This is a genomic window from Ferrovibrio sp. (genome assembly GCF_046297895.1).
Classification (GTDB): domain Bacteria; phylum Pseudomonadota; class Alphaproteobacteria; order Ferrovibrionales; family Ferrovibrionaceae; genus Ferrovibrio.
The window spans coordinates 80,096-105,457 of record NZ_JBKBHC010000007.1; the positions used below are offsets into that span (position 1 = coordinate 80,096).

Sequence of the window (25,362 nt, forward strand, 5' to 3'; positions counted from 1 at the left end):
CTTTCGTTCTCAATACCGTGCCGTCAGGCGCGCGAGCACGGTAAGCGGCGCCCCGGCATAGATTTCCGTGCGACTGACCGGCGTCTCGACATAATCGGCGTCGAACAGGTTCTTGGCGGCCAGCGACAGGCGGATGTGGTCGTTCAGATCATAGAAGGCCACGGCATCGACGCGCAGATACCCTTCAACGGAAAAGCTGTTGTCGATATTGCCGGTGCGGGCATCCACTGCGACCAGACCGCCGCCAAAACCAAATCCGCGCCATGGGCCATGCTGAAGCTGATAGGTCGACCACAGGCTGCCGCTCCAGCGTGGCGCGCCGGCCAGGCTATTGCCCTGATAGGTCGTATCCTTGGTGACTTCGGTGTTGAGATGGGCGGCCGAGGCCATCACCTGCCAGCCCGGCTGGATTGTGCCGGTGATATCCCATTCGATGCCGCGCGCGCGCTGCTCGCCGGTGGCGATGGAATAGTCATCATCGGCGGGATCGGTGGTAGCGACATTCTGCCGGGTCAGGTTGAACACCGCGACCGTCGTGGTCAGCCGGTCCGGAACCAGATCGTATTTGACGCCGACTTCATGCTGCTGGCCGGTTTCAGGCGCCAGGGCCTTGCCGGCACTGTCGGTGGCCGTCTGCGGCTTGAAGGACTCGGTATAACTCGCATAAAGCGACAACGGCGGCAGAGGCTGCCACACGATGCCGGCTCGCGGACTGATCGCATCGTCGGATTGCGGCGTTCGGGTATTCGTCGTCGCAGTCCTCTGGGTATTCACCTGGTCGAATGCGTCATAGCGCGCTCCGAATATCAGCTTCACCTGCTCGCCCAGGGCAATCTGGTCCTGCAGATACAGGGCATAGATATCGGCATCATAGGTCTGCACCGTGGTGGCACCGAAGGTGCCGTGTGTCACGCTATAGACCGGATTGTAGATGTTGATGTTATTCAGCGTGGCCGTACGGAAATCGATGTCGCGCGCCGCCTTGCCGTATTCACTGCCCAGCAGCAGGGTGTGCTGCATAGGGCCTGTAGCGAATTTCGCCGTGGCATCAAGCGTGAAATCGGCATATTCCGTATCGTCATTCTGGATGCGGGCCTGACGCAGCAATGCGCCCGTGGTGGCTATATTCGGGCTGTTTCGTGGATCAGCGCTGTAGCGATAGGATTCGCCACGATCAACCCGGGTGACCTGACGGATGGTCAGCCAGTCATTGGCGTCATGTTCAAGCTTATACTGCGCCGCGGCCTTGTTCGATTCAAAAACCGAGAAGGCCTCACCGAGATAACGGCTGTTCGGGATCTTGGCCACCTCGCGACCCACGGCAACCAGGCCACGGTCAAAGGGCTGGGTCTGATCGGTGTAATCGAAGCCCAGCGTCAATCGCGTATGGTCATTCGGCGTCCACAACAGCGTGGGCGCCACATGGCGGCGCTCGGACTCGGTGAAGAAGTCACGGAAACTGTCGCTGTGCTGATAAGCCGCCGCAAAACGGCCAGCCAGTGTTTTGCCGCCGTCCAGCGCGCCTGTCACATCGGCTTCGCCACGGTAGAAGTCGTAGGAACCCGCCTCCAGACTGCCGCCGATTGCGGTGGTTGTCTGCGGCTTCTTGGTGACGATATTGACCAGTCCGCCGGGATCGCCCTGGCCGAACAGCACTGAAGCCGGACCCTTCAGAACTTCGACGCGTTCAACATTGGCAAGATCGAGAAAGGTTTCATTGGTAAAGAGTGGATTGTTGACCACGCCGTCACGGGCATAGGTTTCGCCACGAAAACCGCGAACGGTAAAATTCTCGGCGCGATTGCCGATTGTGCTGCCCGGCTGCACGTTCGGCACATTCATCAATACGTCGGTCAACCGGTTGGCCTGTTGATCCTCGATCACTTGGCGCGGCACCACATTCACGGCCTGCGGCACATCTTTCAGCGGCGTGTCGGTCTTGGTGCCGGTCGCAGAGCGTGTGGCACGATAACCGGCAACGGGGCCATCGGCAGTTTCCTCAACTGTTTGGCCCTCAACCTGGATCGATGGCAATTGTGTCGGTGCGTCGACGGTGGGCGCCGTCTGAGCCGCTGCTGTGACCGGCAGCCAGGCAACAGAAATAACAACAAGCAGTCGGAAAGCGCGGTGCGACATGGCCAGGATGCTCCAGGTTATGGATGCGGGGCCTGGCTGACTGCCGTTATGCGGCATGAACTGGCTAACACCCCCAACTAGCGCTGGGGTAACATCGGCGTCGCCGTGCTGTCAATGCAAACGAGACGCAATAACAAAACTAATATGCTGATTCAATTGCCTTAATTTTAGGCTTGCTGACAAGATTCGCTGCGGCCCAAGCTCTGGCGGCAACCATTCAGGGAGGACGAGGTATGACCGATCTTACCGGCCGCGTGGCGCTGATCACCGGCGCCTCCAGCGGCATCGGCGCCGCCACCGCGCGCCAACTGGCGGCGCGCGGCTGTGGCATTGCCGTCAATTTCTCGAAAAGCCGGGCAGCGGCCGAAGCGGTGGCCGCCGACTGTCGCAAGAGCGGCGTCGATACCCTGCTGGTACAGGGCGATGTCGCCAGCGACACCGATTGCCGTCGCGTCGTGGACGAGGCGGTGAGCCATTTCGGCCACCTGAATTACCTGGTCAACAATGCCGGCACGACCAAATTCGTCGCCCACCGCGATCTGGCCGGGCTGTCGGCGCAGGATTTCCTCGACATCTATGCCGTGAACACCATCGGGCCGTTTCAGATGGTGCGCGCCGCCGAGTCCTATCTGCGGGCCACGAATGGCGCCGTCGTCAATGTCTCCTCCATCGCCGGCGTATACGCCACCGATTCGTCGCTGGCCTATGTGGCATCAAAAGCGGCACTCAACGGCCTGACACTGGGCCTGGCACGCGTGCTGGGGCCGGAAGTGCGCATCAACGCGGTCTGCCCGGGTTTCGTGGAAGGCGAGTGGCTGAAGCAGGGCATGGGCGAGGCCGCCTATGCGGCAGCGCAGGAAAACTGGAAGCGGCATGCGCCGCTGGGCAAAACCAATACGCCGGAAGACATTGCCGCCAGCATCCTGTTCTTCCTGGCCGATGCGCCGAACATAACCGGCGAGACCCTGATCATCGACGGCGGCATGCGCCTGGCACAGCCGCGCATCCAGCCGGTGCGGGGATAGGCCTCAGCCGCGCAGCAGCTTGAGCATCTGTTCCAGTTTCGGCTCGTCCAGCTTGTCGATGCGGCGGCCCAGCTCATTGGCCAGCAATGTCGCGCGCGGACTCAGGCCGGCCGTATCGATGGTGACGCGCGGATGCGACATCTTGGCCAGTTCGGCCAGTTCCTCGGCATCGTCCCAGATGATGTTGAGATAGCCGCAGATGCGTTGCAGCAGCAGCCAGCTCGGCCGGCCCCGATGGCCATGCTCGAGCGCCGAGAGATAGGCTGCCGAAACACCGAGATCCTCCGCCATCTGCTTGAGCGAGATGCCGCGGGCCTGGCGCAGGCTGCGGATACGGGCGCCGAACGGCGTCATTTCGCGCCTTCCTGTATACACGGGCCGTGCAAATTTTCATGGCCACATTGCCGGATCATGGTCCGCATCCTAGTATCCTGGCGTGTTACCGCGCCATATCCTTGGCGGCTTCCTGTTACGGATCGTCCGCCGGACCCTGCTGTTCGCCGCGCTGGTGCTGGCGGCCGGAATCGCCGTGGGCGCCGCCCAGGCCCAGCAGGGCAACAGGCCCCTTGAGATCGGCCTGCGGCCGGTGGCGCCCTATGTGATCCAGAAATCCGACGGCAGCCTGGGCGGCCTGGAATATGAACTTTTCTCGGCCGCCCTGCGGGCGGCGGGGCTGGATTTCCACGCCGAGCTGGTGCCATTCGGCCGGCTGTCGCAGGATTTCCGCCATGGCCTGTTCGATGGGATTGCACCGGCCAACCGGGCCATGGAACTGCCCGGCTGCCTGACCCGCACGCTGCTGGTCTATCGCAACATGGCCTTTGCCCTGGCCAGCCGAAATCTGCCGCTGCAGTCGGCCGCCGACCTCACCGGCTATGACGTGATGGCCTTCCAGAACGCGCATCGCATCCTGGGCGGCGCCATGGCCGACGTGCAGGCCCGCAACCCGCGTTACCGCGAGGTCGCCAACCAGATGCTGCAGGTGCGCGCGCTGTTCAGCGGCCGCACCGATGTTGCGATCATGGACCGTCGCATCTTCCGCAATCTGATGCACAGCCCCGAAAGCGGGGTCGATACCAGCGCCGCGCTGCAGGAGTTTCCGCTTTTTCCGCCCACCGAATACAGCGCCGCCTTCCGCGACGCGGCGCTCTGCGCCCGCTTCGATGCCGGCCTGGAAACGATCCGGCGCAATGGCAGCTACGACCAGATCCTGCGCCGCTGGGACAGCGGGCCGCAGGCGCAGAACGGCGCAACCGGCCGTCCGGGCTGATCAGGCGGCGGCAAGACCCACCAGGGCCTGGTGCTGGATTTCCACGGCGCGCGGATAGCACAGGTTCAGCCAGGCCTCGCTTTCGGGATAGAAGGCAGCCCGGATCTGCGCCTTGATCGCCTGGCCCAGCGGCGAAAAGACATCGCCGCGCAGATGCAGCCAGTTGTCGGCGATGACCGACAGCCGCACCTCTTCCGAACTGAGCGTGCCTACCTCGATGTTGAGCGCCACCGTCGTGGCCTGCGGGCAGAAGCGCACCAGTCCCATGCGCAGGTTGCCCGCGATGATCGGCGAGGCGGATTCGCCCATGGCCGGCGAGGTGACCGCGTCGCCGAACCAGCGCCGCGCCAGGTCGAGCGAAAGCGAGCCGGGCGGATGCCGGCAGATCATTTCGGAATATCCAAACGGGCCGAGGCCGGTATGGAAATCCACCACGCAGATGCGGCGGGCCGTCTGAAGATAGGCGCCGGCAATCGCGCGGATCGTGCGGTGCGACCAGCAGGGCTGGGTGCCGCCATGGAAGATGCCGTCGGGATGACTGTGCTGGCCGCCGACGATGGCGGCCGTGGCCGCCTTCTCTCCGACCCGTCCATAATACGCCGCGATCCTGTGGCGGATATCCTCCGCGGCGGCGGCGCTCCACTGCTCCGGCAGCAGCCAGGGATGCACATCGGCATAGGCGGGATTGGCGGGCGGCGGGGCGGCCTCGAAATCGATGAAATTGCGGTTGATGTCGATATTGTCCTCGTTGACCCGCCGGCCCCAGGAAAAGCCATATGGATTGCTGGCATGGATCAGCAGCACGGCGGTTTCCGCCGGCAGCGCCGCGGCATGGCCATCGTCGAGCCAGCCGACCTGGCAGCCGGAGCCGTAATACCCCTCGATGCCATGGGTGCCCGATACGGTGACCAGCACATTCGCCGCATCCCTTGGCCCGATCCAGGCCAGATCGGTGAACAGGTCTTCGCCGGCGATGCCCTTCAGCGGATGCGGGATGCTTTCGGTCTGCGCGCCGGCCGCCCGCGCGGCAGCCAGGAACTTGGCGCGCGCCGCGGCATAATCGGAAGAGAAATGTTTTTGAACGGTCATGGCTTGATGGCTGCACGAGAGAAGGACTGGGCCGGCATTGTCGCAAGCGGGCGCCGGCGCACAAGGGCCAGACCAATATGTACCAATATTGTCTTAACCTTTGCGCTGGTAGGATTCCGCTTTAAAACCGAGTCCCCTTTCAGGAGATGCCCGTGTCAATCCCGGTCGGCGATGCATATCTGCAGTGGTTCTACAACAACCACATCTGGAAGAACATGCAGTACAAAGGCGTGCGCACGCTCAAGCTGCCCAGCGACATGTGGAACTATCAGGAGATCATCCACGAGCGCCGCATCCGTTTCGTGGTGGAAACCGGCACGCGGCACGGCGGTTCGGCCCTGTTCTTCGCCGACCATGTCGCCCTCTACGACGGCTTCGTGATCACCTGCGACATCCATAACGCCGAGCGTCAGGTCAAGAGCCATCCGCGCATCCATTTCCTGATGGGAAACACGGCATCGCTGAAGACGGTCGAAATGGTTGCCACCCTGCTGCCGGCCGACCGCAAGCCGGGCGAGACATTCTTCATCTTCGATTCCGACCACAGCGCGCAGCATGTGCTGGCAGAGCTGGAAGCCTTCAAGACCATCTTCCTGCCCGGCGACACGGTGATCGTGGAGGATAGCTGCGTGAATGGCCATCCGGTGCGGCCCGAACACGGGCCGGGCCCGATGGAAGCCATCCTGGCCTTCCGGGCGCAATATCCGGATGTGCTGGAACCCGATGGCCAGCGGGAAGAGAAATTCGGCACGACCATGGCGCCGCGAGGCTATTTCCGCGCCAAGGCGGCACCGGCAGCGGGCTGAGGCCTCAGCCTTCTCTCTGCCGCCGCAGCAGCACGTAGAAGGCGCCGCTGCCGCCCATCTCGGGCCGCGCCGGCGTGACGCCCAGCACCTCGTCGCGCCAGGGGCCACGTTTCAGGTAGTCCGGCAGCCAGGCGCGCAGCACGCCCCTGCCTTGATGCAATCCCAGTTCGCCGCCACCGGAAGAGCCCTTGCCGGTGATCACCAGCAGGCAGCGTTTTTGCTGGGCGATGCAATCGCGGATCAGGCGGCTGAGGGCACGCTCGGCATTGGCCAGGGTCAGGCCGTGCAGGTCGATGCGCGCCTCGATGGGCAATTCGCCGCGCTGGAAACGCTGCTTCAGGCGCTTGTCCATCTGCGGTGGCGGTCTGTCGGCATGCCGCCCATGGCTCAGCGGTGCCTTCTGCCGCGCCTCGGCCTTGGCCAGCGCAGCAGAACCCGGCCCTTCGGGGCGGAATACCTTTGGCAGCGGCGCCAGCGGCTCGGGCACCACGTTTTTCTTCAGCGGCCGCGCGGAAGCCGCCACCTGGTGCCAGACCTCGTGGTCCGGCACCAGGGGAGCGGGCTTAACCTTGCTGCGTTTCGGCGCCATCCTCGATGAGTACGATATGCAGGCGGCGCGGTCCATGGGCGCCGAGCACCGGCACACCCTCGATGTCGGCGGTGCGCGACGGCCCGGTGACGAAATTCACCGTGCGCGGCCAGTTCTCCGCCGCAGTTTTATCTCCCGCGCCCAGCTTGTCGCGCAGGCGCTGGAAGGCCTCTTCCATCGTGCCGGTCACCTGGCTGCTTTTCAGCACCACGATGTGATGGTCGGGCACGAAATGCAGGGTGGTCGGTGTGGTGGAGGATGAATGCAGCATCAGCGTGCCGGTTTCGGCGATGGCGGCAAAGGCCGGCGTGACGCTGACCAGATCTTGGCTGCGGCCGCCGCCATACTCCACCTGCAGCATCGGCCGCTGGTCCCAGGGCAGGGTCTGCAGCAGCGGATCGGGCGCGACACGCAGCCGCGAGGGCAGGTTGTGGCGTGCCAGATAGTCGCTGATTTTTTCGGGTGCCTCGGCTGCGGATGCGATGCGGTCGACCGTGACGGTCAGCGCCTCCACCTTGGCCGTGAACAGCGCCACCTGTTCGGCATGAGGTTTCTGCGCCCGCTGCGGCAGCAGGTTGCGGGGATGGCTCTTGATCCGCTCGGCCACGGCATGCGGGCGGGCCGGATCGTCGGCCAGGTCCTTCAGGCCGGCGCGAAGGGTGGCGAAAATGCGCTCGCGGCTGGTGCTCATGGTGCTTTCCGCTTCTTGTACTGGGCCATGAAGGTTTCGCCCGCCTGCGGCGCCGGCAGGTCGCGGCCGTCGGTCCAGCCGGCAGCCAGCGGCAGCGAACTGAACCGGCCCTTGCCCTTGCCGAGCATATGCAGCGCGGCGACGGCGATGCGGGTGCCCAGGTGATAGAGCCAGGGATTCTTCGCAGCAAAAGCCCAGGCCTCGATGCCCCAGCGCTGTAGCGGCGGCGTAATCTGCTTTTCATGCGCCTGCTCGCGCCACCAGCGCATGATGTCGGGCAGCGGAATGCGCATCGGACAGACTTCCTCGCATTTGCCGCAGAAGGTGGAAGCGTTGGGCAGATGCCGCGCCGCTTCCAGGCCGATCATGTGCGGATCCAGCGCAGCGCCGATCGGGCCGGGATAGACCCAGCCATAGGCATGGCCGCCGACCGAGCGATAGACCGGGCAATTGTTCATGCAGGCGCCGCAGCGGATGCAGCGCAGCAGCGGCTGCAACGCGGTGCCCAGCATTTCGCTGCGGCCGTTATCGACCAGCACGACATGGAATTCCTCGGGCCCGTCTACATCCCCGGGCCGCTTCGGGCCGCAGGACAGCGTGGTGTAGCAGCTCATCTCCTGGCCCGTGGCCGAACGCGCCAGCACGCGCAGGATGGTGGAGAGGTCTTCCAGGTTGGGGATCACCTTCTCGATGCTAGAGACCACGATATGCATCTTGGGCAGCGACTGCGTCAGATCGCCGTTGCCTTCGTTGGTGACGATCACGGTGGCGCCGGTTTCGGCGATCAGGAAATTGGCGCCGGTGATGCCCACATCGGCCTGGAAATAGCGGTCGCGCAGAACCACCCGCGCCTCGGTGACCAGCACCTGCGGCTCGGTGGAGCGCGTGCCGGCCTTTCTGCCGTTCAGTTCGTAGTCCGGGTGATGCTCCTCGAACAGTTCGGCGACCTGCTCGCGCGTCTTGTGCAGGGCCGGGCCGATGATGTGGCTGGGCGGTTCATGCGCCAGCTGGATGATGTATTCGCCCAGATCGGTTTCCACCGGCTGGATATCGTGTTCGAGCAGGAAATCGTTCAGGCCGATTTCCTCGCTCACCATCGACTTGCCCTTGGTGACAGTCTTGGCGTTGCGCGACTGGCACAGGCTCAGGATCGTCTCGCGCGCCTCGCGCGGCGTACGGCACCAATGCACCCGGCCGCCGCGCGCCGTCACCTGCTGCTCGAATTTTTCCAGATACAGGTCGATATGCTGCAGGACGTGGTTCTTGATCTTCACGCCTTCGTCGCGCAAAGCCTCGAATTCCGGCAACTCGCGCGCGGTCTCGACGCGGCGGCTGGCCATCGGCCCGCCGATGATGTCCATCGCCTTGCGCAGGTTGGGATCGCGCAGCGCCTTGGATGCATTGGCCTCGAAATCCTGGGCGGTGATAGGCATGGTCATGGCAGCGCCCTCACTTGCTCTCACCAATGGCCGGCGTATCGGTCATGCCGGCCAGAACCTCGGCCACGTGGCGTACCTGCACCCTGCTGCCTTCGCGCTGCAGCTTGCCGGCCATGTTGAGCAGGCAACCCATGTCGCCGGCCAGCAGCAGATCGGCGCCGGTGGCGTTGATGTCGGCGGTCTTGCGGCCGACGATGTCGGTGGAGACCTCGCCGTATTTGACGCAGAAGGTGCCGCCGAAACCGCAGCAGGTTTCCGGCGTCTGCATTTCCACCAGCTCCAGCCCCTGCACGCTCTGCAGCAGTTGCCTTGGCTGCTGCTTCACCCCCAGTTCGCGCAGGCCCGAGCAGGAATCATGGTAGGTGATCTTGGCGTCCAGCTTCGCCGCCACGGCATCCTGTTTCAGCACGTCGACCAGAAAGGACGTGAGTTCGAAGGTTTTCGCCGCCAGCGCCGCGGCGCGGCTTTGCCAGGCTGGCTCGGCGGCGAACAGCGCCGGGTAATGGTCCCTGATCATGCCGCCGCAGGAGCCCGACGGCGCCACCACGTAATCGTAGCCTTCGAAGGCGGCAATCACCTGCCTGGCGATGGCCGCGGTATCCTTGCGGTCGCCCGAGTTATAGGCGGGCTGGCCGCAGCAGACCTGCGCCTCGGGCACCGCGACGGTGCAGCCCGCATCCTCCATCAGCTTGATCGCGGCAAAGCCGACGCTGGGGCGGAACAGATCGACCAGACAGGTGACGAAAAGCGCGACGCGGGGTTTGCTGGCGGCGGCGGACATGAGGCTGGTCTCCAGGGGCATCATCAGGTGAACCGGGGCGGCAGGCCGAGGCGTTTGAGGCCGTTTGCGATATGCCGCAGCACGGCGGCGCGGGCGGCGGCCGGATCGCGAGCGGCGATGGCAGCCACGATGGCATCGTGCTCGGCGTCGATCTCCGACAGGCGGTTTTCGTAGCGCAGGCGACTGAGACGCGCGAGCTGCATCGCCTCGCGGGCATGCCGGCCGACGAAGGCCGCGAACCGGCGCAAAGCCGGATTATGGGCTGCCGCCGCCAGCAGGTCGTGGAAGCGGATATCCTCGTTCAGGCCCAGCCCGCCCTGGTCTATGGCACGCCGCATGGCCATCTGGGCGGCGCGCAGGGCCTGCAGGTCGGCCAGCGTATGACGCTCGGCGGCCAGGGCCGCGCAATCGGCCTCGATCAGGGCGCGCAGTTCCAGCAGATCGGCTTCCGGCTCCTCGGCCAGCTTGAAGCTGTTGCCGCCGGGCGCGGCGGCGACGAAGGCGCCCTTGCCCTGCCGTGTCTCGACATAGCCGTCGGATTTCAGCCGCGCGATCGCCTCGCGGATCACCGCGCGGCTGACGCCATGCTGGTCGGCCATGGCATGTTCGGAAGGCAGGCGGTGGCGCGGCGGCCAGTCACCCGAGAGGATCGGCTGCAGCAGGGCCTCCACCACGGCATCGACGCGTGAGCCGATGGGGCTGGACAGGCGGATTTCGGGCAAGGCTGTCATGGTCACCTGCCTGACAAGTTAGACTGATTGTTTTTCTTTTTCAATATATTTAATAGGCACCGAAGATCAGATTCGGCACGAACAGCACTACGTCGGGCAGGAAGATCAGCAGCAGCGTAACCGCGGTGACGGCAATGAAGAACGGGACCGATTCCCGGGTATAGGCCCCTACCGGGCAGCGCAGGATCGAGCAGACCGCATACATGGCCGAGCCGACCGGCGGGGTGAAGTTGCCGATGGTGGCGGCGATGATGAAGATGAGGCCGAAATGTACCGGGTCGCCATCCAGTTCGCGCACCAGCGGCAGGAAGATCGGCGTCAGCATGATGATCAGTACGGTGCCGTCGACGAAGCAGCCGGCGATCAGGATGAACACCACGATCAGCGCCAGCACGCCGTGCAGGTTGTCGGTGACGCCCAGGATGGCGCTGGAGATCAGTTCCGGCACGCGCTCGAACACGATGCCGTAGCCGAAGATGCCCGACAGCGCGATCAGGAACATCACCGCGCCCACATCGGCGAGACTGCCTTCCAGGGCCTCGCCAATGGCGGCCCTGTGCAGGCGGCGATAGATGACCAGCCCGACGGCCACGGCATAGACCACGGCAAAGGCTCCGATCTCCGATGGCGTGAACACGCCCATGCGCAGGCCCAGCAGCAGGAAGACGGGGAACAGCAGGGCCCAGATGCCGCCGCGCAGGGCTTCGAAGACCTCGCCCGGGCTGGGCGCTTTTTTGCGCTCGGGCAGATAGCCGCGCTTCTTCGCCGTAATGGTGATGGTGATCGCCATTGCCGCCCAGAGCAGGAAAGCCGGCACGAAGCCGGCGGCGAACAGCCGGCCGATGGAGACCTGCCCCACCGTGCCATAGAGGATGAAGCCGATGCCGGGCGGGATGATCGGCGTGAGCAGGGAGCCGAAGGACAGCACGGCGGCGGCATAGCCTTTCGAGAAGCCGCGCTTCATCATCTCGGCACCCAGCATGCGGGTCTGCATGGCGGCATCGGCGATGCACGAGCCCGACACGCCGCCCATCAGCGCCGCCATGGCAATCGAGACCTGGGCCAGGCCGCCCTTCATGCGGCCGGTCAGCACGGCGGCGAGGTTGAGCAGCTGTTCGGTGATGCCCGACTTGTTCATGAAATTGCCGGCCATGATGAACAGCGGCACGGCCAGCAGGGCAAAATTCTGCGTCTGCGTGATGGTGAGCTGGATGGGAATGGTGGGCGGCAGCTCGGGATGCTGCAGGAAGAACAGCACGCCGGATATGCCGATGGCAAACGCCACCGGCATGCCCATGAGCAGGAAGATGAGAAAGGCTACGGCGACGATCAGCATGGCAAAATCCGCGCGAAAGCCTTAGGCCGGGATCTGGTGGCTGGGGCGGTTGCGGCGGAAATCCTCGCGCGCCTTTAACACCGTGGTGATCAGCAGCAGCAGGCCGCCGACCGGCATGCTCATGGTGACCCAGGAATAGCTGATCTCGGGGATGCCCTGGAAAGACCGCGCGCGGCTGATCCAGGACAGCCATGTGCCGGCGACGATCACATAGACCAGGAAGCCGGCGATGATGGCGTAATTGGCATAGGCGCAGAAGCGCCGCGCCGCGGTAGGCAGTTTTTCGACCAGCAGGTCGATCGACATCAGGCTGTTCTTGCGCCAGGCGATATCGGCGCAGAGGAAGCAGGCCCAGGCGAAAAAGCAGGTGGCGGCATCGGTGGTCCAGTTCAGCGGGTGGTGCAGCATGCGCGCCACGCCGCCGGAGAAGATCAGCACAACCATCAGGATCAGGAATGTCGCGGCAAGCACGGCTTCGATTCTGCATACACCGTCGTAAAACCGTTTCATCGCGCCGCCCTTCGCATTGTCATTCCCGGCCCTGATGGGGTGCCGTTCACGCTCTGCTTGTTACTTGCCGATTTCCTTGTGCACGGCATTCTTGGCATCGGTGATCTTGAGCACCTCGTAGGCCTTTTCGCCGGCCTTGCGGAAGGCGGCAAGATCGACGTCCTCGACCACGATCATGCCGCGCTTCTTAAGCTGCTCCTTCACTTCCGCTTCCAGCTTCATGATCTGCTTCGAGGTCGCCTCGCCGGCCGCCTCGCATTCCTCGACCAGGGCGGTCTGGTAGTCCTTCGGCAGGTCGTTGAAGAATTTCGCACTGACGACCTGGAAGTTGATCAGCATGATATGCCGGGTCTCGTTGGCGTATTTCAGCACTTCGTAGAAACGTCCGCCGGGGATGTTGTTGTAGACCAGCTCGACGCCGTCGATCGCCTTCTGCTGCAGGCCCGGATACATGTCGCCGAAGCCCATCGCCACCGGGGCGGCCCCAAGCGCGCGGATCGATTCCTGCCAGATCGGGGCGGGTGGCGTGCGGATGCGCAGGCCGGCCAGGTCTTCGGGCTTGCGCACGGGTTTGTTGGTGAAGAAATGGCGATAGCCCTGTACCCAGTTGAAGCAGGCCACTTTCAGGCCGTGCTTGCTGGCCAGCTCTTCCTCCCACTTGATCACCGTGGGCGCCTTGCGCAGCTTGGCCACGTCTTCCAGCGTCTCGGCGAAATAGGGGCCGTTCATGACGGCGATGCCGGGCACGTAGTTGCCCATGCGCGCCGAATCCGTGTTCTGGCCCACATTGGCGCCCTGGCGGATCTGCTCGATGATGTCCTCTTCCTTGCCGAGCTGCGAGGAATGGAACACCTCCATCTTCAGCCCGCCCTTGGTGCGCTCCTCCACCTTCTTGGCCCAGGTCAGGAAGCCCTCGTGATACGGCTCCTTCGGGCCGAGCACGTGGTTGAACTTCAGGCTGTAGGTCTTGCCCTGCGCCAGCGCCGGCGCGGCGTCCAGCGCGGCCAACAGGCCCAGCGCCGCACAGACCGGGGCCACGCCCTTCATGATGGTTTTCATCGGCCACTCCCTCGGGATCGGGCGCCCGGTGCTGCCGCCACCGGGCAGGCGGGCGCCTGGTTGTCGTTTTCGCGTTTCCTCGTGCCGGCGCTTGTCGCGCGCCTGGCCAACTGGTATATCAGATGCCGAACACCAGACACAAGGCCCTTATTGCCGAGCCCGAGCATCGCCTGCGGCGGGGGGAAAACCGGACATGAAGATCACGCGGCCGAAGTCGCTGAAGGAACTGGTCGTCGAAGAGTTGCGCATGCGCATCATCGACGGGCGGCTGAATCTGGGCGCCGGCCTGTCGGAAAACGCGCTCGCCGCCGAAATGGGAATCTCCAAGACGCCGGTGCGCGAGGCCCTGCTGCAACTGAAGCTGGAAGGCCTGGTGGAGGTGCAGCCGCAACGCGGCACATATGTTTTCCGCCTGGCCAGCGAGCAGGTGGTGATGATCTCCGAGCTGCGCGAGATTCTGGAGGTGGCCGCCGTGGCGGCCGCCATCGCGCGCAATCCGGAAGCGCTGACCGCGCGCATGACCCGCATCTTCGAGGACATGCGCGTTGCCTTCGATGCCAATGACACGGTGGCCTACCGCAACCTGGACGGCGATTACCACCAGGCCATCATCGATCTGTGCGGCAATCCCTATATCCACGATGCCTACAGCCAGATCGGTTTCCGCATCCAGGCCCTGCGCTCGCGGCTGTCGCATGAGGCGCTGCTGAACCGGCTGTCCATCAAGGACCATCGCGAGATGCTGAAGCTGGTGAAGGCGCGCGACGTGCAGGCCCTGCAGGACCTGATGCGCAATCACATCAATCACACCAAGCAGTCCTATCTCGACGTGCTGGAGCACCGGGATTTCATCGCCGAGGAGATCGCATCTTGACCGTTGCCGCCGCCATTGCCGCCCCGCAGCCCATGTCCTTCGACCTGAAGGGCCGTCATGCCGTGGTGATCGGCGGCGGCAGCGGCATCGGCCGCGCGATCGCCGAGGGTCTGGGTATCGCCGGGGCGCGCCTTACCCTGGCCGGCCGCCGGCGCGAGGTGCTGGAAGCCGCAGCGGTGGACTTCGCCAAGCGCGGCATCGCGGCCGGCGTTGATGCCGTGGATGCCAGCGATACCGATCAGCTTTCCGCCTTTGCCGCGCGGGCGGAAAAGGCGGCGCCGGTGGATATCCTGGTCAATGCGCAGGGCGTGATGACATTGAAGGCGGCGGAGGATTTCACGCCCGAGGATTTCGACCGCATCATGACGACGAATGCCAAAAGCGTGTATTTCAGTTGCCTGGCCTTCGGCAGGATCATGTTGGGCCGTGGCCGCGGCAGCATCGTCAATATCGCGTCGCTCGCCTCTTTCCGCGGCTTTCCGCGCAATGCCATCTACTGCATCAGCAAACATGGCGTGGTGGCCCTGACCGAGACGCTGGCGGCGGAATGGGCCGCGCGCGGCGTGCGGGTGAACGCCATCGCGCCGGGCTTTTTCGTCACCGACCTCAATCGCGAGACGCTGGTGGATGAACGCCGCGCCAAGGCAATCGGTCGCACGCCGATGGGCCGCCTGGGCGAAACCTCGGAACTGGCCGGCGCCGCCGTGTTCCTGAGCTCGCCGGCCGCCTCATACGTGACAGGCGCGACCATTCCGGTCGACGGCGGCTTCCTCGCCGCCGGCATGTAACCGAAAACTCAGTCCGGCCGGGTCTGCTGGTTCGGCAGGGTGCTGTCGCCCGGGCCGAGCGCACGCTGCATGAACACGCTGTCGACCCAGCGGCCATGCTTGTAGCCGATGGATGGCAGCGTGCCGACCACGCGGAAGCCCAGCGCAGCATGCAGGCCGATGGAGCCGAGATTCTGCGTGTCGCCGATTACCGCCACCATCTGGCGATAGCCCAGCCCCGTGCAGCGCGCGATCAGATTGGACAGCAGCGCGCGCCCGACGCCACGCCTTGGCGCATCCGGGGCGACATAAATGGAATCCTCCACCGAGAAGCGATAGGCGATGCGCGGCCGGTAGGCGCTGGCATAGGCATAGCCCACCACCCGGCCGTCCAACTCGGCCGCCAGATAGGGAAAGCCCTTGGCCAGGATGTCGCCGCGGCGGCGCGCCATCTCGATGCTGTCGGGCGGCACTTCCTCGAAACTGCCAAAACCGTGCAGGACGTGATGGGCGTAGATCGCGACGATGGCAGGAAGATCACCCTCTTCGGAGGGGCGTATGATCACGGGCGGCGTATTGCTGGTCTGGGTCATGGCATGCTGAGGAATGGGGCTTTTCCGAGACTATGGCATGAGGATGGGGCGCGGCAAAGCGCCGGCAGAATACCCTTGCCGACTGTATCGTATCGCTTCAGATTCCAGTCATGGGGGAACGTCAGCCACCGTCTGAAACCGCCGCCGCCCTGAAATTCCGCGCCACCGGCGCGGCCGGCGACACACAGCCCAGAAGCCCGATCCTGCAGCGGTTGCTGGCCTACTGGCAGTCGAAATGCGGGCCAGACGGGCGGCTGCCCGGGCGCACCGATCTCGACCCGCTGGACCTGCGCACGCTGCTGCCCAACATCTACCTGATCGATGTCCTGCCGGAGGGCGGATTCCGCGTGCGCCTGCTGGGCGAGGCCCATGTTGCGGTTTACGGGCCCGGTCTGGTTGGACGCACCATCGACGATATTTTTCCGCCGCACTCGGCGGCGGAATTCAACCGGCTCTACAGCGCCGTGGTCCGGCGCAGAACCCACGTGATCAACCAGGGTCAGGTCACCTGGTGGCAAAGCCACGAATGGCTGCGTTACGAGGGTCTGCACGCGCCGCTGGCAGCCGATGGTGTCAGGATCGACTGCATTTTTGGTGCCGGGGCATTCGAGAACTTCGGCGACGACCTTCGGTGAGACGCCGTCCCATGATTGGAATCGTTTCAAATCCGATTGGCCTTTTGGCGTAAATTGCGCCTCGTTTCTCCTTTCGGCGCTGTTCCTTCAGACTATGGCAAATGATTACTATGGTGTGTTAGCTGCCGCTGCGCTGAAAGACGGGACAATCGGACACGGATATGATCGAGACGACGCCGGAGCGCCCCAGGATCCAGGAACGGCCGGCGCCCGAGGATCTGCTGCTGCAGGATCTGCTGGCGTATTGGCAATCCAAAATCGGGCCCGACGGGCGACTGCCATCGCGCAGCGACATCGACCCGGCCGAGCGGACGCATCTGCTGCCATATCTTTTCCTCATCGATGTGGAGTCCGGGACAGGCCCGCAGCCCGCCTATCGCGTGCGCCTGCTCGGCACGGCGCAGAGCGTGATCTATAACGGCAGTTTTGCCGGACAAACCATCGATCAGATGATGGGCAGCAAAGCCACGCTGTTCCGCCACGCCTTCGACCAGGTTCGCCTGCGCCGCGGCCCGGTGGGCTATGCCGGCAAGCTGATCTGGTGGTTCGGCAAGGAATGGATCGACTTCGAAAGCATCCAGATGCCGCTGGCGGGCGACGGCGAAAACGTCGACATGATCATCGGCGCCGCAGTGTTCAGCATCATGGGACGGAAATGGGGCTGAACCGACACGCGGCCCTGCCTGCATGGCCGCGCCCTGTATTGCAGCGTCAGCTTTGCGGCGCCGGCTGCGTCATCAATCGCGCCGCCACGGCCTTGGGCAACAGCAGCCATATCTTGCCGGCATGTTTCATGCGGCCGGCAATGTTTTCGGCTTCCGGGCCATGGCCCCAGAAGACGTCGCCGCGCACCGCGCCGCGGATCGCGCCGCCGGTATCCTGCGCCACCATCAGCCGCTGCAGCGGCAGGTCGTCATGGGGCGGGACGGCCGAAGGACGGGTCGCCGCCAGCCAGACCGGCAACCCCATGGCATGCAGACCGCGGTCGACCGCCAGGCTGCGGCCGGGCAGCAGGGCGACACCCTGGGCGCCGGGCGGGCCATCGCTGTCATCCTTCGGCGCGGGCAGTTCGCGGAAAAACACATAGGACGGATTCTGCCGCAGCAGTTCCGGCGCGGCGGAGGGATTGGCGCGCAGCCAGGCCCGGATGCTCTGCATCGAGACTTCCTCGCGGCTGAGCAGGCCGCGCTCGATCATCACCTTGCCGACCGCGACGTAGCCATGGCCATTCTGCGCGGCGAAACCGACGCGCATCTGCTTGCCATCGGGCAGCTGCACGAGCCCCGAGCCCTGTACCTGCAGGAAAAAGGCATCGGCGGCATCGTCGAGCCAGACCAGTTCCAGGTTCCGGCCCGCCAAGGCACCGGACTCGATGGCGCCGCGGTCGTCATAGGGCCGCAGCCGCCCGTCGCGCACCCGGCCTGCGATGCGCTGGCCTTTCAGGCCGTCGCGGAATTCGCCCAGGTCCACCTGCACCAGATCGGCCGGCTGGCGATAAAGCGGCACGGTGTAGGCCCCGCCGCGCTGGCGGCTGCCGCGCACCAGGGGCTCGTAATAGCCGGTGAACAGACCCTCCGCCTTGCCGTCCCCGATCACCGCCACGGGCTGCAATTCGCGCTCGATCAGCCGGCGCAGGCCGGCATCGTCGGCAGGATTCAGGGCAGCGAGGCCCGTGCAGAAATTCCGCCAGTCGTCGCCGCTGCCATAGCGGTCGAACCCGTCCAGACCGGAAGCGCCGCGGGCGACCATGTGGCTGCAGCTTCGGCTCAGCGCCGGAACGGCGTCGGCAAGACGGTCGGCGGCATAGCCGGGCAGATCGGTGAAGGCAGCCGGCCGGAAAGCCAGCGGCGGGGCCGGTGGTGGCTTGGGGGCGCAAGCCGCCAAGGCGGCCAGCAGCACAACGGCCAGGCCGCGCATCAATTCGGCGCAGTGGTGGCGATCAGGGTCCAGTTCGGATCGCGCGAGCGGGTGTCGCGGGCGAAAGTCCAGATATCGGTGACCTGCTCGACACTGTTGGCATGGCCGGCGATGACATGGCCCTGGGCATCCTTGGTGACGCTGATCAGCTCGGATTCGAAGCGGATGGTCACTTCGGCGACGCGGTTGTTCACCTGGGTCTCGACGATCTCGGCGCCGCGCAGGCCGACGAAGGTGGTTTCAACCGTCTCGCCGCGCTGGATACGCTCGTCGATGGCGGCGGCGAAATCGTTGAACACCTCGCGCGACAGCAGCGGGCGCAGGGTGTCCTTGTCGCCGGCGGCAAAGGCCGTGACGATCATTTCGTAGGCGGCCTTGGCGCCGCCCAGGAATTCGGCGGCATCAAAAGAGGGATCGGCCGCGCGGATGCGGGCGACCTTTTCGTCGACCGGCTGTTCCGGCATGTCCCGGCGCGGCAGGCTGACCACGTTGTCGCCGTCGCGGCCGGCCTCGGCTTCAGCGCCGGCCTTGTCGGTTTCGCTCTCGGGTCCGGCGAAAGGCGGGCGCCGGCGCTGTTCATGGCCGGTGCGCTGGCCCAGGACGGCACGCAGACGCAGGGCAATGAAGCCGGCAATGGCGCCAAGCAATAGAATGTCGAGAAACTGGAACCCGCCGTCGCCCATCGCGCTGCCTGTTTACCTTTTTGACGAAGTTTACCCCCGGGGATGCCCGCGGTCCAGCCGAACCGGCCCAACCAGACCGTTCCGGACCATCCGTTTGCGCATCCGCGGCAGAGAGGAAATAGGGATAAATCGGGCTTTTGCAAGCGCTGCTGCGTCATGCCGGCCGGGGCCCGCCTTGTCCCTGCGCGGCAAAGCATGCTAGGGACAGCCGCACCTTACGAGCAGAGAGATCACCCGGCCATGACCGATTACGCCAATCCGCCGTCCGGCTTCAATCCCGATACCGCGCCGCGCTTCGGCCTGAACGCGCAGTACACCAAGGATCTGTCGTTTGAGCATCCGATGGCGCCGCGCACCTTCAGCATGGAAGGCGCGCCGCAGATCTCGGTCAATGTCGGCACCCAGGCGGAGCGGGTCAGCGACAACCTGTTCGAGGTGACGCTGCGCATCCTGTGCGAAGCCAAGCATGGCGAGGAGACCGCCTTCGTGGTCGACCTCTACTATGCCGGCCTGTTCACCCTGGCCAATATCCCGCCCGAGCATGTCGAGCCCCTGCTGCTGGTCGAGGCACCGCGCCTGCTGTTCCCGTTTGCCCGCCGCATCGTTGCCGATGCCACCCGCGACGGCGGCATGCCGCCACTGATGCTCGACCCGATCGACTTCCTGCAGCAGTACCAGCGCAGCAAGCAGCTGGAAGCCGAGCAGCAGGGCACGGCCTGACGCGGGCCGGGACCACAGCGGCGGAGACCGCGGCATGACTGTTCCTCTGGACGATGCCATCGCCGCCTCCGCCCATCCCCGGCTACTGACCACCGATTTCCTGAAGATCTGCACGCCGCGCATCCGGCGCTTCTGGGATTACTGGAACGCCAAGCGCGGCGATCGCGCGATGCCGTCGCGCCGGGACATCGAGCCCACCGAAATCCCCGACCTGCTGCCCTATATCGTGCTGACAGAGGTTCTGCGCGAACCGCCCTTCCTGCGCTATCGCCTGGTCGGCACCAAGCAGGTGGCCATCCGCGGCCACGATCCGACCGGCGAGCCGGTGCGCGGCCATTACATCGGCCATCATCTGGGCGTCGAAGAGGACGAGGTTTTGCTGAACTACCGCATCGTCATCGAGCGGCGAGGCCTGGTCTACGATTACAACCCGACCATGGGTCCGGCGCTGGAAACCGGGTCTTTCGGCATCAAGCCGGTGCGCGAACTGGGCACCCTGCTGCTGCCGCTGTCCAGCGATGGCGAGACGGTCGACATGGTTTTCTGCTGCGCCGACATAACATAGGCGCGGCGGGCAACCTCAATCCGCCTTCAGCCAGAGCGGATCTTTGAGTTTCGCCACGAAGGCGGCATGAGCCGCCAGCTCTTCCTCGGTCGGCGCATGGGGGCGGGGCGGGCGCGCCGGGCCGCGGTTGACCGGCGTGGTCGCCATGGCCTGCCCGCCGACATCGAAACCGGCAAGGCCAAGGCCCTGCTGCCGGCCGCCGATTAATTCAAGATAGACCTCGGCCAGCAATTCGGCGTCGAGCAGCGCGCCATGTTTGGTGCGCGCGGAATTGTCGATGTTGAAGCGCTTGCACAGCGCATCCAGGCTTGCCTGGGCGCCGGGAAACTTGGCGCGCGCGATCTTCACCGTGTCGACAGCGCGTTCCATCGCGATATGGGGAAACCCCTGCAGCCGCGCCAGTTCGGCATTCAGGAAGCCGATATCAAAGGCGGCATTGTGGATCACCAGCGGGTCTTCGCCGATGAAGTCGCAGAATTCGCGCGCGATGGCGCCGAAAAGCGGCTTGTCCTTGAGGAACTCGTCGGAAATGCCATGCACCTTGAAGGCCTCTTCCGGCATGGCGCGCTCGGGATTGATGTAGACGTGGTAATGCCGGCCGGTCGGAACGTGATTGATCAGCTCGATGCAGCCGATTTCCACCACGCGGTCGCCTTCCTGCGGGTTGAAACCCGTGGTTTCGGTATCCAGCACCACTTCACGCATGGGCATTCCCTTCGGCCCGGCCTTCCTCTGTGCGCCGCCGGAGATCGGCCAGAACCTCGGCAACCCGCGCCTCGGTCTCGGCCAGCGAAACCCCGGTGTCGATCACATAATCCGCGCCGGCACGCTTTTGTGCATCCGGCACCTGACGGGCCAGTATGGCGGCGAATTTCTCTTCCGTCATGCCCGGTCGCGCCAGCACGCGGCTTTTCTGCATCTCGGCCGGTGCGCTGACCACGATCACGGCATCAACGCTGTTGCGACCTTTGCCCTCGAACAGCAGCGGAATGTCGAGTACCACGAAGGGCTCGCCGCGTGCCTCCGCTTCCGCCAGGAAGCGCTGGCGCTCGGCGCCAACCAGAGGGTGGACGATGGATTCCAGTCGTTTTATTTCCTCAGGCTTGCCCAGCACCAGCCGCGAAAGGATGTCGCGGTTCACGCTGTCGCCGCTGACGGCGCCGGGAAAGGCGGCGCGCACGGGTTCCACGGCCGCACCGCCCGGGGCATAGAGGGCATGCACGGTGGCGTCGGCATCGAATAGCGGCACGCCGCGCGCCGCAATCATCTTGCCCACGGTGGATTTGCCCATGCCGATGGAGCCGGTGAGCGCGACTTTCAGCATCGGGGCCTCGTCATTGCCGCCTCAATCCGCCAGCACCGCTGCACGCAGCTCCGGCGTCACCGCCGGCGCCACGCCGAACCAGGCCGCAAATCCTGGCCGGCCCTGATGCAGCAGCATGCCCAGACCATCCACCGCCGCATTGCCGCGCGCCTTCGCGCGGGCCAGCAGGTCGGTGACAAGCGGCGAATAGACGATGTCGTTGACCAGGGCGGACGCCGGCAGGTCATCGAGCGCGATCTCCAGCGGCGGCTGGCCGCTCATGCCCAGGCTGGTGGTATTGACCAGCAGGTTGATGCCGGCGACGGCCTCGGCCCGTTCATCCCAGGCCACAGGCCGCACGGCATGGCCGAATTCCACCGCCAGCGCCTCGGCCTTCTCGATGCTGCGATTGGCGATGCGCAGGTCGGAGACGCCGGCATCGAGCAGGGCGACGACAATGGCGCGCGAGGCGCCGCCGGCGCCCAGCACCAGGGCCGGGCCGGCATCGGGCCGCCAGCCGGCCGGTGCGTCGGCCTTGAGACTCTCCAGAAAACCGAAGGCATCGGTGTTGCTGCCATGCAGGCTGCCGTCTGGCTGCACCACCACGGTATTCACTGCGCCGATGCGCCGCGCCACGGCATCGACCGCATCCATCATCGGCAGAACCGCCACCTTGTGCGGAATAGTGACATTGACGCCGCGAAAGCCCGGCTCCTTCGGCAGATCGGCGATGAAGGCGGCCAGATCCTCGGGCGGCACCGGCAGCTTGTCGTAGCGTCCGGCCAAGCCGTATTGCTGCAGCCAGAAGCCGTGCAGCTTGGGCGAGCGCGAATGCGCCACCGGCCAGCCGATCACGCCGGCCCGCGGGATGATCTCGTCATTGCCGGCTAGGGTCATGCCCGCAGTACCCTGTTTTCGCGCAGGATATCCAGCAGCGGGAGCAGCGGCAGCCCGAGGATGGTGAAGAAATCGCCCTGGATGCGGCTGAACAGCTGCACGCCCAGGCCCTCCAGCTGATAGGCCCCCACCGAAGACAGAACGCCATCGCCGGCCTGGGCCAGATAGGCATCGAGGAAATCCTCGCTGAAATTCCGCATGACCATGCGTGCCACATCCACATGCCGCCAGATGATACCGCCGCCGCGTGCCAGCACCACGGCGGAAACCAGCTCATGGGTCCTGCCGCGCAGGGCCAGCAGCTGCTCGCGCGCCGCCGGCAGGCTTTCCGGCTTGTCATACCAGCGTCCGTCGCAGACCAGCATCTGGTCCGCAGCGATGACGAAGTCGCCGTCGGCAGATGGCGACACACGCTGGGCCTTGAGTTCGGCCAGGGCCATGGCGGCATCCGATGGTGCCGCACCCTCGGCGCGCAGGGCCAGCTTGATCTCGCTTTCATCCACGCGCGCGGGCTGGACGGAAAATTCCAGACCGGCAGAGCGCAGCATGGCAGCCCGCGACGGGCTGGCCGAGGCCAGGATCAGGGTCACGCGCGCGGTCCCTTTTGCGGCGACTCTTCCAGATCCAGTGCCTGCTGCTTGCGCTGTTCCTCGCGGCGGGCATGCAGGTTGAGGATCGCTGCGGCGGTTTCCTCGATGGAACGGCGGGTGACGTCGATCATCGGCCAGTTATGCTTGGCGCAGAGCTTGCGCGCAATGTTCAACTCCTCACGCACCCGTTCGTCGTCCACATAGTCCGTTTCGGTCGACTCATTCATCGAGATCAGACGGTTTTTGCGGATGGAAACCAGCCGGTCGGGCGAGGTGGTCAGGCCCACCACCAGGGGGTTGCGGGCATTCTCCAGTTCCGACGGAATGATGAGCCCGGGCACGATCGGCACGTTGGCCGTCTTGTAGCCCCGGTTCGCCAGGTAGATCGAGGTCGGCGTCTTGGAGGTGCGCGACACACCGACCAGCACGATATCCGCCTTTTCGATATCCATCGTGAGCTGGCCGTCGTCATGGGCGATGGTGAAATGCATCGCGTCGATGCGATGGAAATACTCGGCATCCAGTTCATGCTGGCGGCCGGGCAGGTTTTGCGCCTTTTCGCCCAGATACTTGCCGAATGCCAGGATCACCGGGTCGAGCACTGGCACGATGGGCAGCTTGGCCTTGGCGCAGCCTTTCACCAGAATTTCCCGCAACTGCGGATCAACGATGGTAAACAGCACCAGCCCGCCCATGGCGGCGATGGCCTCGACCACGCGTTCCATCTGGAGCGGCTTGCGCACCAGGGCCCAGGTATGGGTTTCCACCTCTTCCTGGGATTTCTGGAATTGCACCAGGGCCGCCTTGGCGACCGATTTCAGGGTTTCGCCGGTGGCATCCGAAACCAGATGAATATGCGGCCGTACGGTTTTCGGCATCGGCTGTGAAACGCCCTTCCGGCTGTGGAAAACGGGGAAATAGCGAATAAGGCCGGCTTTTTCCCCAGCCCGGCCATTTTCATGCCCGCAAGCCGGTTTTCATGCAACACACCTGTCACCTGCGGATCGTTTTTTGTCGTCCTCTGTGGAAAGCGTGGAAAACCAAAAAGACAGGGGTACAAGGAACATCATCCCCGTTATCCCCATAATTCCTGTGGCCGATTCATGGCGGTTATGCGACGAGTCGGCATGCTTTATCCCCGGTGGTCTATCGCGACCCATCCCGGCGCACCGATCTGGACAGAGTCCGGGATGAGGCAGTTGCAAGCAGTTATCCCCGGCTCCCACCGCACAACAAACCACTACATCCCTTTTATTTTTAAATAAAATAGAAGAGGAATAAGGGATGGCCCGTCTCCCCCCCGCTCAGGCTGTTCAGCCAACCAAACCCCTGTTACGCACCCTCGCCGGCTTACCCAGCGAACGGCCGCCCTTGTGGCTCATGCGCCAAGCCGGACGATACCTGCCGGAATACCGTGCCACCCGCTTGCAGGCCGGCAGCTTCCTCGATCTCTGCTATACGCCCGCCTTGGCCGCGGAAGTGACGCTGCAGCCGATCCGCCGGTTCGGTTTCGATGCCGCCATCCTGTTTGCCGACATCCTACTGGTGCCCCAGGCCCTGGGTCAGGGCCTGACCTTCAAGGAAAACGAGGGGCCTGTGCTGGACGCGATCCGCACCGCCGCCGAATTGACCCGGCTCGACCCAAAAGGCATCCACAAACGGCTGGAGCCGGTCTACGAGGCGGTCAGCCGCATCCGGGAGGCACTGCCTGCGGATTGCACCCTGATCGGCTTTGCCGGCGCGCCATGGACGGTGGCGACCTATATGCTGGAGGGGCGTGGATCGAGCGATCATGCCGCCGCCAAGACCTGGGCCTTCGGCAATCCGTTTGGCCTGGATGCGCTGATGACCATTCTGGTCGAAGCCACCGTGGATTATCTCGACCGCCAGATCCAGGCCGGCGCCGAGGTGGTGCAACTGTTCGACACCTGGGCCGGCGTGCTGCCGGAAGCGGAGTTCCGCCGCTATTGCATCGAGCCGGTGCGGCGGATCATCGCCGCGTTGAAGCAGAAGCATCCCACCGTGCCGGTGATCGCCTTTCCGCGCGGCGCCGGTGCGCAGTATGACGGTTATGCGCTGGCCACGGGCGCCGATGCCGTTGGTATGGATTTCACCGTGCCGCTGGGCTGGGCCCGCGATCATCTGTGGAATAAAATGCCGGTGCAGGGCAATCTCGATCCGCGCCTGCTGGTGGTCGGCGGTCAGGCCATGGCGGAAGGCGTGCAGCGCCTGCTGCGCACATTTGCGGGCCGCAACCATATCTTCAATCTGGGCCATGGCATCGTGCCGGAAACGCCGGTGCGCCATGTCGAGGACCTGGTGCGCCTGGTGAAGGGCACCGAAACGGCGGTGTAAA

The 25,362-nt window shown here is 64.7% G+C and carries 29 protein-coding genes; 10 read left to right on the forward strand and 19 right to left on the reverse strand.

The window, feature by feature from the left end:
- Positions 1–9 precede the first annotated feature (9 nt).
- The gene (locus ACK4FK_RS13310; protein ID WP_409745450.1) at positions 10–2,136 is read right to left on the reverse strand and encodes a TonB-dependent siderophore receptor; all 2,127 of its coding nucleotides are present in this window, start codon (positions 2,134–2,136) and stop codon (positions 10–12) included.
- A 233-nt stretch (positions 2,137–2,369) separates the two neighbouring features.
- Here ACK4FK_RS13310 and ACK4FK_RS13315 point away from each other — a divergent pair, with 233 nt between their 5' ends.
- Positions 2,370–3,161, forward strand: a complete 792-nt coding sequence (locus ACK4FK_RS13315) for an SDR family NAD(P)-dependent oxidoreductase (RefSeq protein WP_409745451.1) — start codon at positions 2,370–2,372, stop codon at positions 3,159–3,161.
- A gap of 3 nt (positions 3,162–3,164) precedes the next feature.
- Here ACK4FK_RS13315 and ACK4FK_RS13320 read toward each other — a convergent pair whose 3' ends face one another.
- Positions 3,165–3,515: a helix-turn-helix domain-containing protein gene (locus ACK4FK_RS13320; RefSeq protein ID WP_409745452.1), complete on the reverse strand. Its 351-nt coding sequence runs from the start codon at positions 3,513–3,515 to the stop codon at positions 3,165–3,167.
- Between the two features lie 82 nt (positions 3,516–3,597).
- Between ACK4FK_RS13320 and ACK4FK_RS13325 the strand changes: the two genes are divergently transcribed.
- The gene (locus ACK4FK_RS13325; protein ID WP_409745453.1) at positions 3,598–4,431 is read left to right on the forward strand and encodes a substrate-binding periplasmic protein; all 834 of its coding nucleotides are present in this window, start codon (positions 3,598–3,600) and stop codon (positions 4,429–4,431) included.
- Here ACK4FK_RS13325 and ACK4FK_RS13330 read toward each other — a convergent pair whose 3' ends face one another.
- Complete coding sequence (locus ACK4FK_RS13330; protein WP_409745454.1) at positions 4,432–5,520, reverse strand: M14 family metallopeptidase; 1,089 nt, start codon at positions 5,518–5,520, stop codon at positions 4,432–4,434.
- A gap of 152 nt (positions 5,521–5,672) precedes the next feature.
- On the opposite strand from ACK4FK_RS13330, the gene ACK4FK_RS13335 reads away from it, so the two are divergent.
- Positions 5,673–6,326, forward strand: a complete 654-nt coding sequence (locus ACK4FK_RS13335; protein ID WP_409745455.1) for a CmcI family methyltransferase — start codon at positions 5,673–5,675, stop codon at positions 6,324–6,326.
- Positions 6,327–6,330: 4 nt separating this feature from the next.
- On the opposite strand, the gene ACK4FK_RS13340 is transcribed toward ACK4FK_RS13335, so the two are convergent.
- From ACK4FK_RS13340 to ACK4FK_RS13375, 8 genes are all read right to left on the reverse strand, one after another.
- A complete protein-coding gene (locus ACK4FK_RS13340) occupies positions 6,331–6,915 on the reverse strand; it encodes a Smr/MutS family protein (RefSeq protein WP_409745456.1) in 585 nt (194 codons plus the stop codon).
- Positions 6,890–7,606 (reverse strand): lactate utilization protein C, encoded by a 717-nt coding sequence (locus ACK4FK_RS13345; RefSeq protein ID WP_409745457.1) that lies wholly within the window; start codon positions 7,604–7,606, stop codon positions 6,890–6,892. The genes ACK4FK_RS13340 and ACK4FK_RS13345 overlap by 26 nt, the downstream gene beginning before the upstream one ends.
- Positions 7,603–9,039 (reverse strand): LutB/LldF family L-lactate oxidation iron-sulfur protein, encoded by a 1,437-nt coding sequence (locus ACK4FK_RS13350; protein WP_409745650.1) that lies wholly within the window; start codon positions 9,037–9,039, stop codon positions 7,603–7,605. Before ACK4FK_RS13350 ends, ACK4FK_RS13345 begins: the two co-directional genes overlap by 4 nt.
- 16 nt (positions 9,040–9,055) lie before the next feature.
- A complete protein-coding gene (locus ACK4FK_RS13355) occupies positions 9,056–9,826 on the reverse strand; it encodes a (Fe-S)-binding protein (RefSeq protein ID WP_409745458.1) in 771 nt (256 codons plus the stop codon).
- A 23-nt stretch (positions 9,827–9,849) separates the two neighbouring features.
- The gene (locus tag ACK4FK_RS13360) at positions 9,850–10,557 is read right to left on the reverse strand and encodes a FadR/GntR family transcriptional regulator (RefSeq protein WP_409745459.1); all 708 of its coding nucleotides are present in this window, start codon (positions 10,555–10,557) and stop codon (positions 9,850–9,852) included.
- A gap of 49 nt (positions 10,558–10,606) precedes the next feature.
- Complete coding sequence (locus ACK4FK_RS13365) at positions 10,607–11,893, reverse strand: TRAP transporter large permease (RefSeq protein WP_409745460.1); 1,287 nt, start codon at positions 11,891–11,893, stop codon at positions 10,607–10,609.
- Positions 11,894–11,914: 21 nt separating this feature from the next.
- Entirely contained in the window at positions 11,915–12,364 is a 450-nt protein-coding gene (locus ACK4FK_RS13370; RefSeq protein ID WP_409745461.1) for a TRAP transporter small permease, read from the reverse strand.
- Positions 12,365–12,463: 99 nt separating this feature from the next.
- Positions 12,464–13,462 carry a C4-dicarboxylate TRAP transporter substrate-binding protein gene (locus ACK4FK_RS13375; protein WP_409745462.1) on the reverse strand — a complete coding sequence of 333 codons (999 nt, stop codon included), beginning with the start codon at positions 13,460–13,462 and terminating at the stop codon, positions 12,464–12,466.
- Positions 13,463–13,655: 193 nt separating this feature from the next.
- Between ACK4FK_RS13375 and ACK4FK_RS13380 the strand changes: the two genes are divergently transcribed.
- Together ACK4FK_RS13380 and ACK4FK_RS13385 are read left to right on the forward strand one after the other, a co-directional pair.
- Entirely contained in the window at positions 13,656–14,336 is a 681-nt protein-coding gene (locus tag ACK4FK_RS13380) for a GntR family transcriptional regulator (RefSeq protein ID WP_409745463.1), read from the forward strand.
- Positions 14,333–15,124 carry an SDR family NAD(P)-dependent oxidoreductase gene (locus ACK4FK_RS13385; protein WP_409745464.1) on the forward strand — a complete coding sequence of 264 codons (792 nt, stop codon included), beginning with the start codon at positions 14,333–14,335 and terminating at the stop codon, positions 15,122–15,124. Before ACK4FK_RS13380 ends, ACK4FK_RS13385 begins: the two co-directional genes overlap by 4 nt.
- Positions 15,125–15,132: 8 nt before the next feature.
- On the opposite strand, the gene ACK4FK_RS13390 is transcribed toward ACK4FK_RS13385, so the two are convergent.
- Positions 15,133–15,696, reverse strand: a complete 564-nt coding sequence (locus ACK4FK_RS13390; protein ID WP_409745465.1) for an N-acetyltransferase family protein — start codon at positions 15,694–15,696, stop codon at positions 15,133–15,135.
- A 110-nt stretch (positions 15,697–15,806) separates the two neighbouring features.
- Here ACK4FK_RS13390 and ACK4FK_RS13395 point away from each other — a divergent pair, with 110 nt between their 5' ends.
- Positions 15,807–16,331, forward strand: a complete 525-nt coding sequence (locus tag ACK4FK_RS13395; RefSeq protein ID WP_409745466.1) for a PAS domain-containing protein — start codon at positions 15,807–15,809, stop codon at positions 16,329–16,331.
- Between the two features lie 161 nt (positions 16,332–16,492).
- On the forward strand, positions 16,493–16,996 hold the full coding sequence (locus ACK4FK_RS13400) for a PAS domain-containing protein (protein WP_409745467.1): 504 nt from the start codon (positions 16,493–16,495) through the stop codon (positions 16,994–16,996).
- A 46-nt stretch (positions 16,997–17,042) separates the two neighbouring features.
- On the opposite strand, the gene ACK4FK_RS13405 is transcribed toward ACK4FK_RS13400, so the two are convergent.
- Positions 17,043–18,248: a murein transglycosylase A gene (locus ACK4FK_RS13405; RefSeq protein WP_409745468.1), complete on the reverse strand. Its 1,206-nt coding sequence runs from the start codon at positions 18,246–18,248 to the stop codon at positions 17,043–17,045.
- Positions 18,248–18,931: a Tim44/TimA family putative adaptor protein gene (locus ACK4FK_RS13410; protein ID WP_409745469.1), complete on the reverse strand. Its 684-nt coding sequence runs from the start codon at positions 18,929–18,931 to the stop codon at positions 18,248–18,250. Before ACK4FK_RS13410 ends, ACK4FK_RS13405 begins: the two co-directional genes overlap by 1 nt.
- Positions 18,932–19,171: 240 nt before the next feature.
- Between ACK4FK_RS13410 and secB the strand changes: the two genes are divergently transcribed.
- Positions 19,172–19,651 (forward strand): protein-export chaperone SecB, encoded by a 480-nt coding sequence (gene secB, locus ACK4FK_RS13415; RefSeq protein WP_409745470.1) that lies wholly within the window; start codon positions 19,172–19,174, stop codon positions 19,649–19,651.
- A 34-nt stretch (positions 19,652–19,685) separates the two neighbouring features.
- Positions 19,686–20,216, forward strand: coding sequence for a PAS domain-containing protein (locus ACK4FK_RS13420; protein WP_409745471.1), 531 nt, complete (start codon positions 19,686–19,688; stop codon positions 20,214–20,216).
- A 15-nt stretch (positions 20,217–20,231) separates the two neighbouring features.
- Here ACK4FK_RS13420 and dnaQ read toward each other — a convergent pair whose 3' ends face one another.
- From dnaQ to ACK4FK_RS13445, 5 genes are read right to left on the reverse strand one after another with little or no spacing between them, the layout of a single operon-like run.
- Positions 20,232–20,921 (reverse strand): DNA polymerase III subunit epsilon, encoded by a 690-nt coding sequence (gene dnaQ, locus ACK4FK_RS13425; RefSeq protein ID WP_409745472.1) that lies wholly within the window; start codon positions 20,919–20,921, stop codon positions 20,232–20,234.
- Positions 20,914–21,540 (reverse strand): dephospho-CoA kinase, encoded by a 627-nt coding sequence (gene coaE, locus ACK4FK_RS13430; RefSeq protein ID WP_409745473.1) that lies wholly within the window; start codon positions 21,538–21,540, stop codon positions 20,914–20,916. Before coaE ends, dnaQ begins: the two co-directional genes overlap by 8 nt.
- A 21-nt stretch (positions 21,541–21,561) precedes the next feature.
- The gene (locus ACK4FK_RS13435; protein ID WP_409745474.1) at positions 21,562–22,416 is read right to left on the reverse strand and encodes a shikimate dehydrogenase; all 855 of its coding nucleotides are present in this window, start codon (positions 22,414–22,416) and stop codon (positions 21,562–21,564) included.
- Positions 22,413–23,006: a Maf family protein gene (locus ACK4FK_RS13440; RefSeq protein ID WP_409745475.1), complete on the reverse strand. Its 594-nt coding sequence runs from the start codon at positions 23,004–23,006 to the stop codon at positions 22,413–22,415. The genes ACK4FK_RS13435 and ACK4FK_RS13440 overlap by 4 nt, the downstream gene beginning before the upstream one ends.
- Positions 23,003–23,884, reverse strand: coding sequence for a pyruvate, water dikinase regulatory protein (locus ACK4FK_RS13445; RefSeq protein ID WP_409745476.1), 882 nt, complete (start codon positions 23,882–23,884; stop codon positions 23,003–23,005). Before ACK4FK_RS13445 ends, ACK4FK_RS13440 begins: the two co-directional genes overlap by 4 nt.
- 406 nt (positions 23,885–24,290) lie before the next feature.
- On the opposite strand from ACK4FK_RS13445, the gene hemE reads away from it, so the two are divergent.
- Complete coding sequence (hemE, locus tag ACK4FK_RS13450) at positions 24,291–25,361, forward strand: uroporphyrinogen decarboxylase (protein WP_409745477.1); 1,071 nt, start codon at positions 24,291–24,293, stop codon at positions 25,359–25,361.
- The last annotated feature ends 1 nt before the right edge of the window (position 25,362 follow it).

What these genes read in the sequence shown, in the direction of transcription:
- ACK4FK_RS13310 (WP_409745450.1), bottom strand. Translation starts at nt 2,136, where the DNA reads ATGTCGCACCGCGCTTTCCGACTGCTTGTTGTTATTTCTGTTGCCTGG.
- ACK4FK_RS13315 (WP_409745451.1), top strand. Translation starts at nt 2,370, where the DNA reads ATGACCGATCTTACCGGCCGCGTGGCGCTGATCACCGGCGCCTCCAGC.
- ACK4FK_RS13320 (WP_409745452.1), bottom strand. Translation starts at nt 3,515, where the DNA reads ATGACGCCGTTCGGCGCCCGTATCCGCAGCCTGCGCCAGGCCCGCGGC.
- ACK4FK_RS13330 (WP_409745454.1), bottom strand. Translation starts at nt 5,520, where the DNA reads ATGACCGTTCAAAAACATTTCTCTTCCGATTATGCCGCGGCGCGCGCC.
- ACK4FK_RS13340 (WP_409745456.1), bottom strand. Translation starts at nt 6,915, where the DNA reads ATGGCGCCGAAACGCAGCAAGGTTAAGCCCGCTCCCCTGGTGCCGGAC.
- ACK4FK_RS13345 (WP_409745457.1), bottom strand. Translation starts at nt 7,606, where the DNA reads ATGAGCACCAGCCGCGAGCGCATTTTCGCCACCCTTCGCGCCGGCCTG.
- ACK4FK_RS13350 (WP_409745650.1), bottom strand. Translation starts at nt 9,039, where the DNA reads ATGCCTATCACCGCCCAGGATTTCGAGGCCAATGCATCCAAGGCGCTG.
- ACK4FK_RS13355 (WP_409745458.1), bottom strand. Translation starts at nt 9,826, where the DNA reads ATGTCCGCCGCCGCCAGCAAACCCCGCGTCGCGCTTTTCGTCACCTGT.
- ACK4FK_RS13360 (WP_409745459.1), bottom strand. Translation starts at nt 10,557, where the DNA reads ATGACAGCCTTGCCCGAAATCCGCCTGTCCAGCCCCATCGGCTCACGC.
- ACK4FK_RS13365 (WP_409745460.1), bottom strand. Translation starts at nt 11,893, where the DNA reads ATGCTGATCGTCGCCGTAGCCTTTCTCATCTTCCTGCTCATGGGCATG.
- ACK4FK_RS13375 (WP_409745462.1), bottom strand. Translation starts at nt 13,462, where the DNA reads ATGAAAACCATCATGAAGGGCGTGGCCCCGGTCTGTGCGGCGCTGGGC.
- ACK4FK_RS13380 (WP_409745463.1), top strand. Translation starts at nt 13,656, where the DNA reads ATGAAGATCACGCGGCCGAAGTCGCTGAAGGAACTGGTCGTCGAAGAG.
- ACK4FK_RS13390 (WP_409745465.1), bottom strand. Translation starts at nt 15,696, where the DNA reads ATGACCCAGACCAGCAATACGCCGCCCGTGATCATACGCCCCTCCGAA.
- ACK4FK_RS13395 (WP_409745466.1), top strand. Translation starts at nt 15,807, where the DNA reads ATGGGGGAACGTCAGCCACCGTCTGAAACCGCCGCCGCCCTGAAATTC.
- ACK4FK_RS13400 (WP_409745467.1), top strand. Translation starts at nt 16,493, where the DNA reads ATGATCGAGACGACGCCGGAGCGCCCCAGGATCCAGGAACGGCCGGCG.
- ACK4FK_RS13405 (WP_409745468.1), bottom strand. Translation starts at nt 18,248, where the DNA reads ATGCGCGGCCTGGCCGTTGTGCTGCTGGCCGCCTTGGCGGCTTGCGCC.
- ACK4FK_RS13410 (WP_409745469.1), bottom strand. Translation starts at nt 18,931, where the DNA reads ATGGGCGACGGCGGGTTCCAGTTTCTCGACATTCTATTGCTTGGCGCC.
- secB (WP_409745470.1), top strand. Translation starts at nt 19,172, where the DNA reads ATGACCGATTACGCCAATCCGCCGTCCGGCTTCAATCCCGATACCGCG.
- ACK4FK_RS13420 (WP_409745471.1), top strand. Translation starts at nt 19,686, where the DNA reads ATGACTGTTCCTCTGGACGATGCCATCGCCGCCTCCGCCCATCCCCGG.
- dnaQ (WP_409745472.1), bottom strand. Translation starts at nt 20,921, where the DNA reads ATGCGTGAAGTGGTGCTGGATACCGAAACCACGGGTTTCAACCCGCAG.
- coaE (WP_409745473.1), bottom strand. Translation starts at nt 21,540, where the DNA reads ATGCTGAAAGTCGCGCTCACCGGCTCCATCGGCATGGGCAAATCCACC.
- ACK4FK_RS13435 (WP_409745474.1), bottom strand. Translation starts at nt 22,416, where the DNA reads ATGACCCTAGCCGGCAATGACGAGATCATCCCGCGGGCCGGCGTGATC.
- ACK4FK_RS13445 (WP_409745476.1), bottom strand. Translation starts at nt 23,884, where the DNA reads ATGCCGAAAACCGTACGGCCGCATATTCATCTGGTTTCGGATGCCACC.
- hemE (WP_409745477.1), top strand. Translation starts at nt 24,291, where the DNA reads ATGGCCCGTCTCCCCCCCGCTCAGGCTGTTCAGCCAACCAAACCCCTG.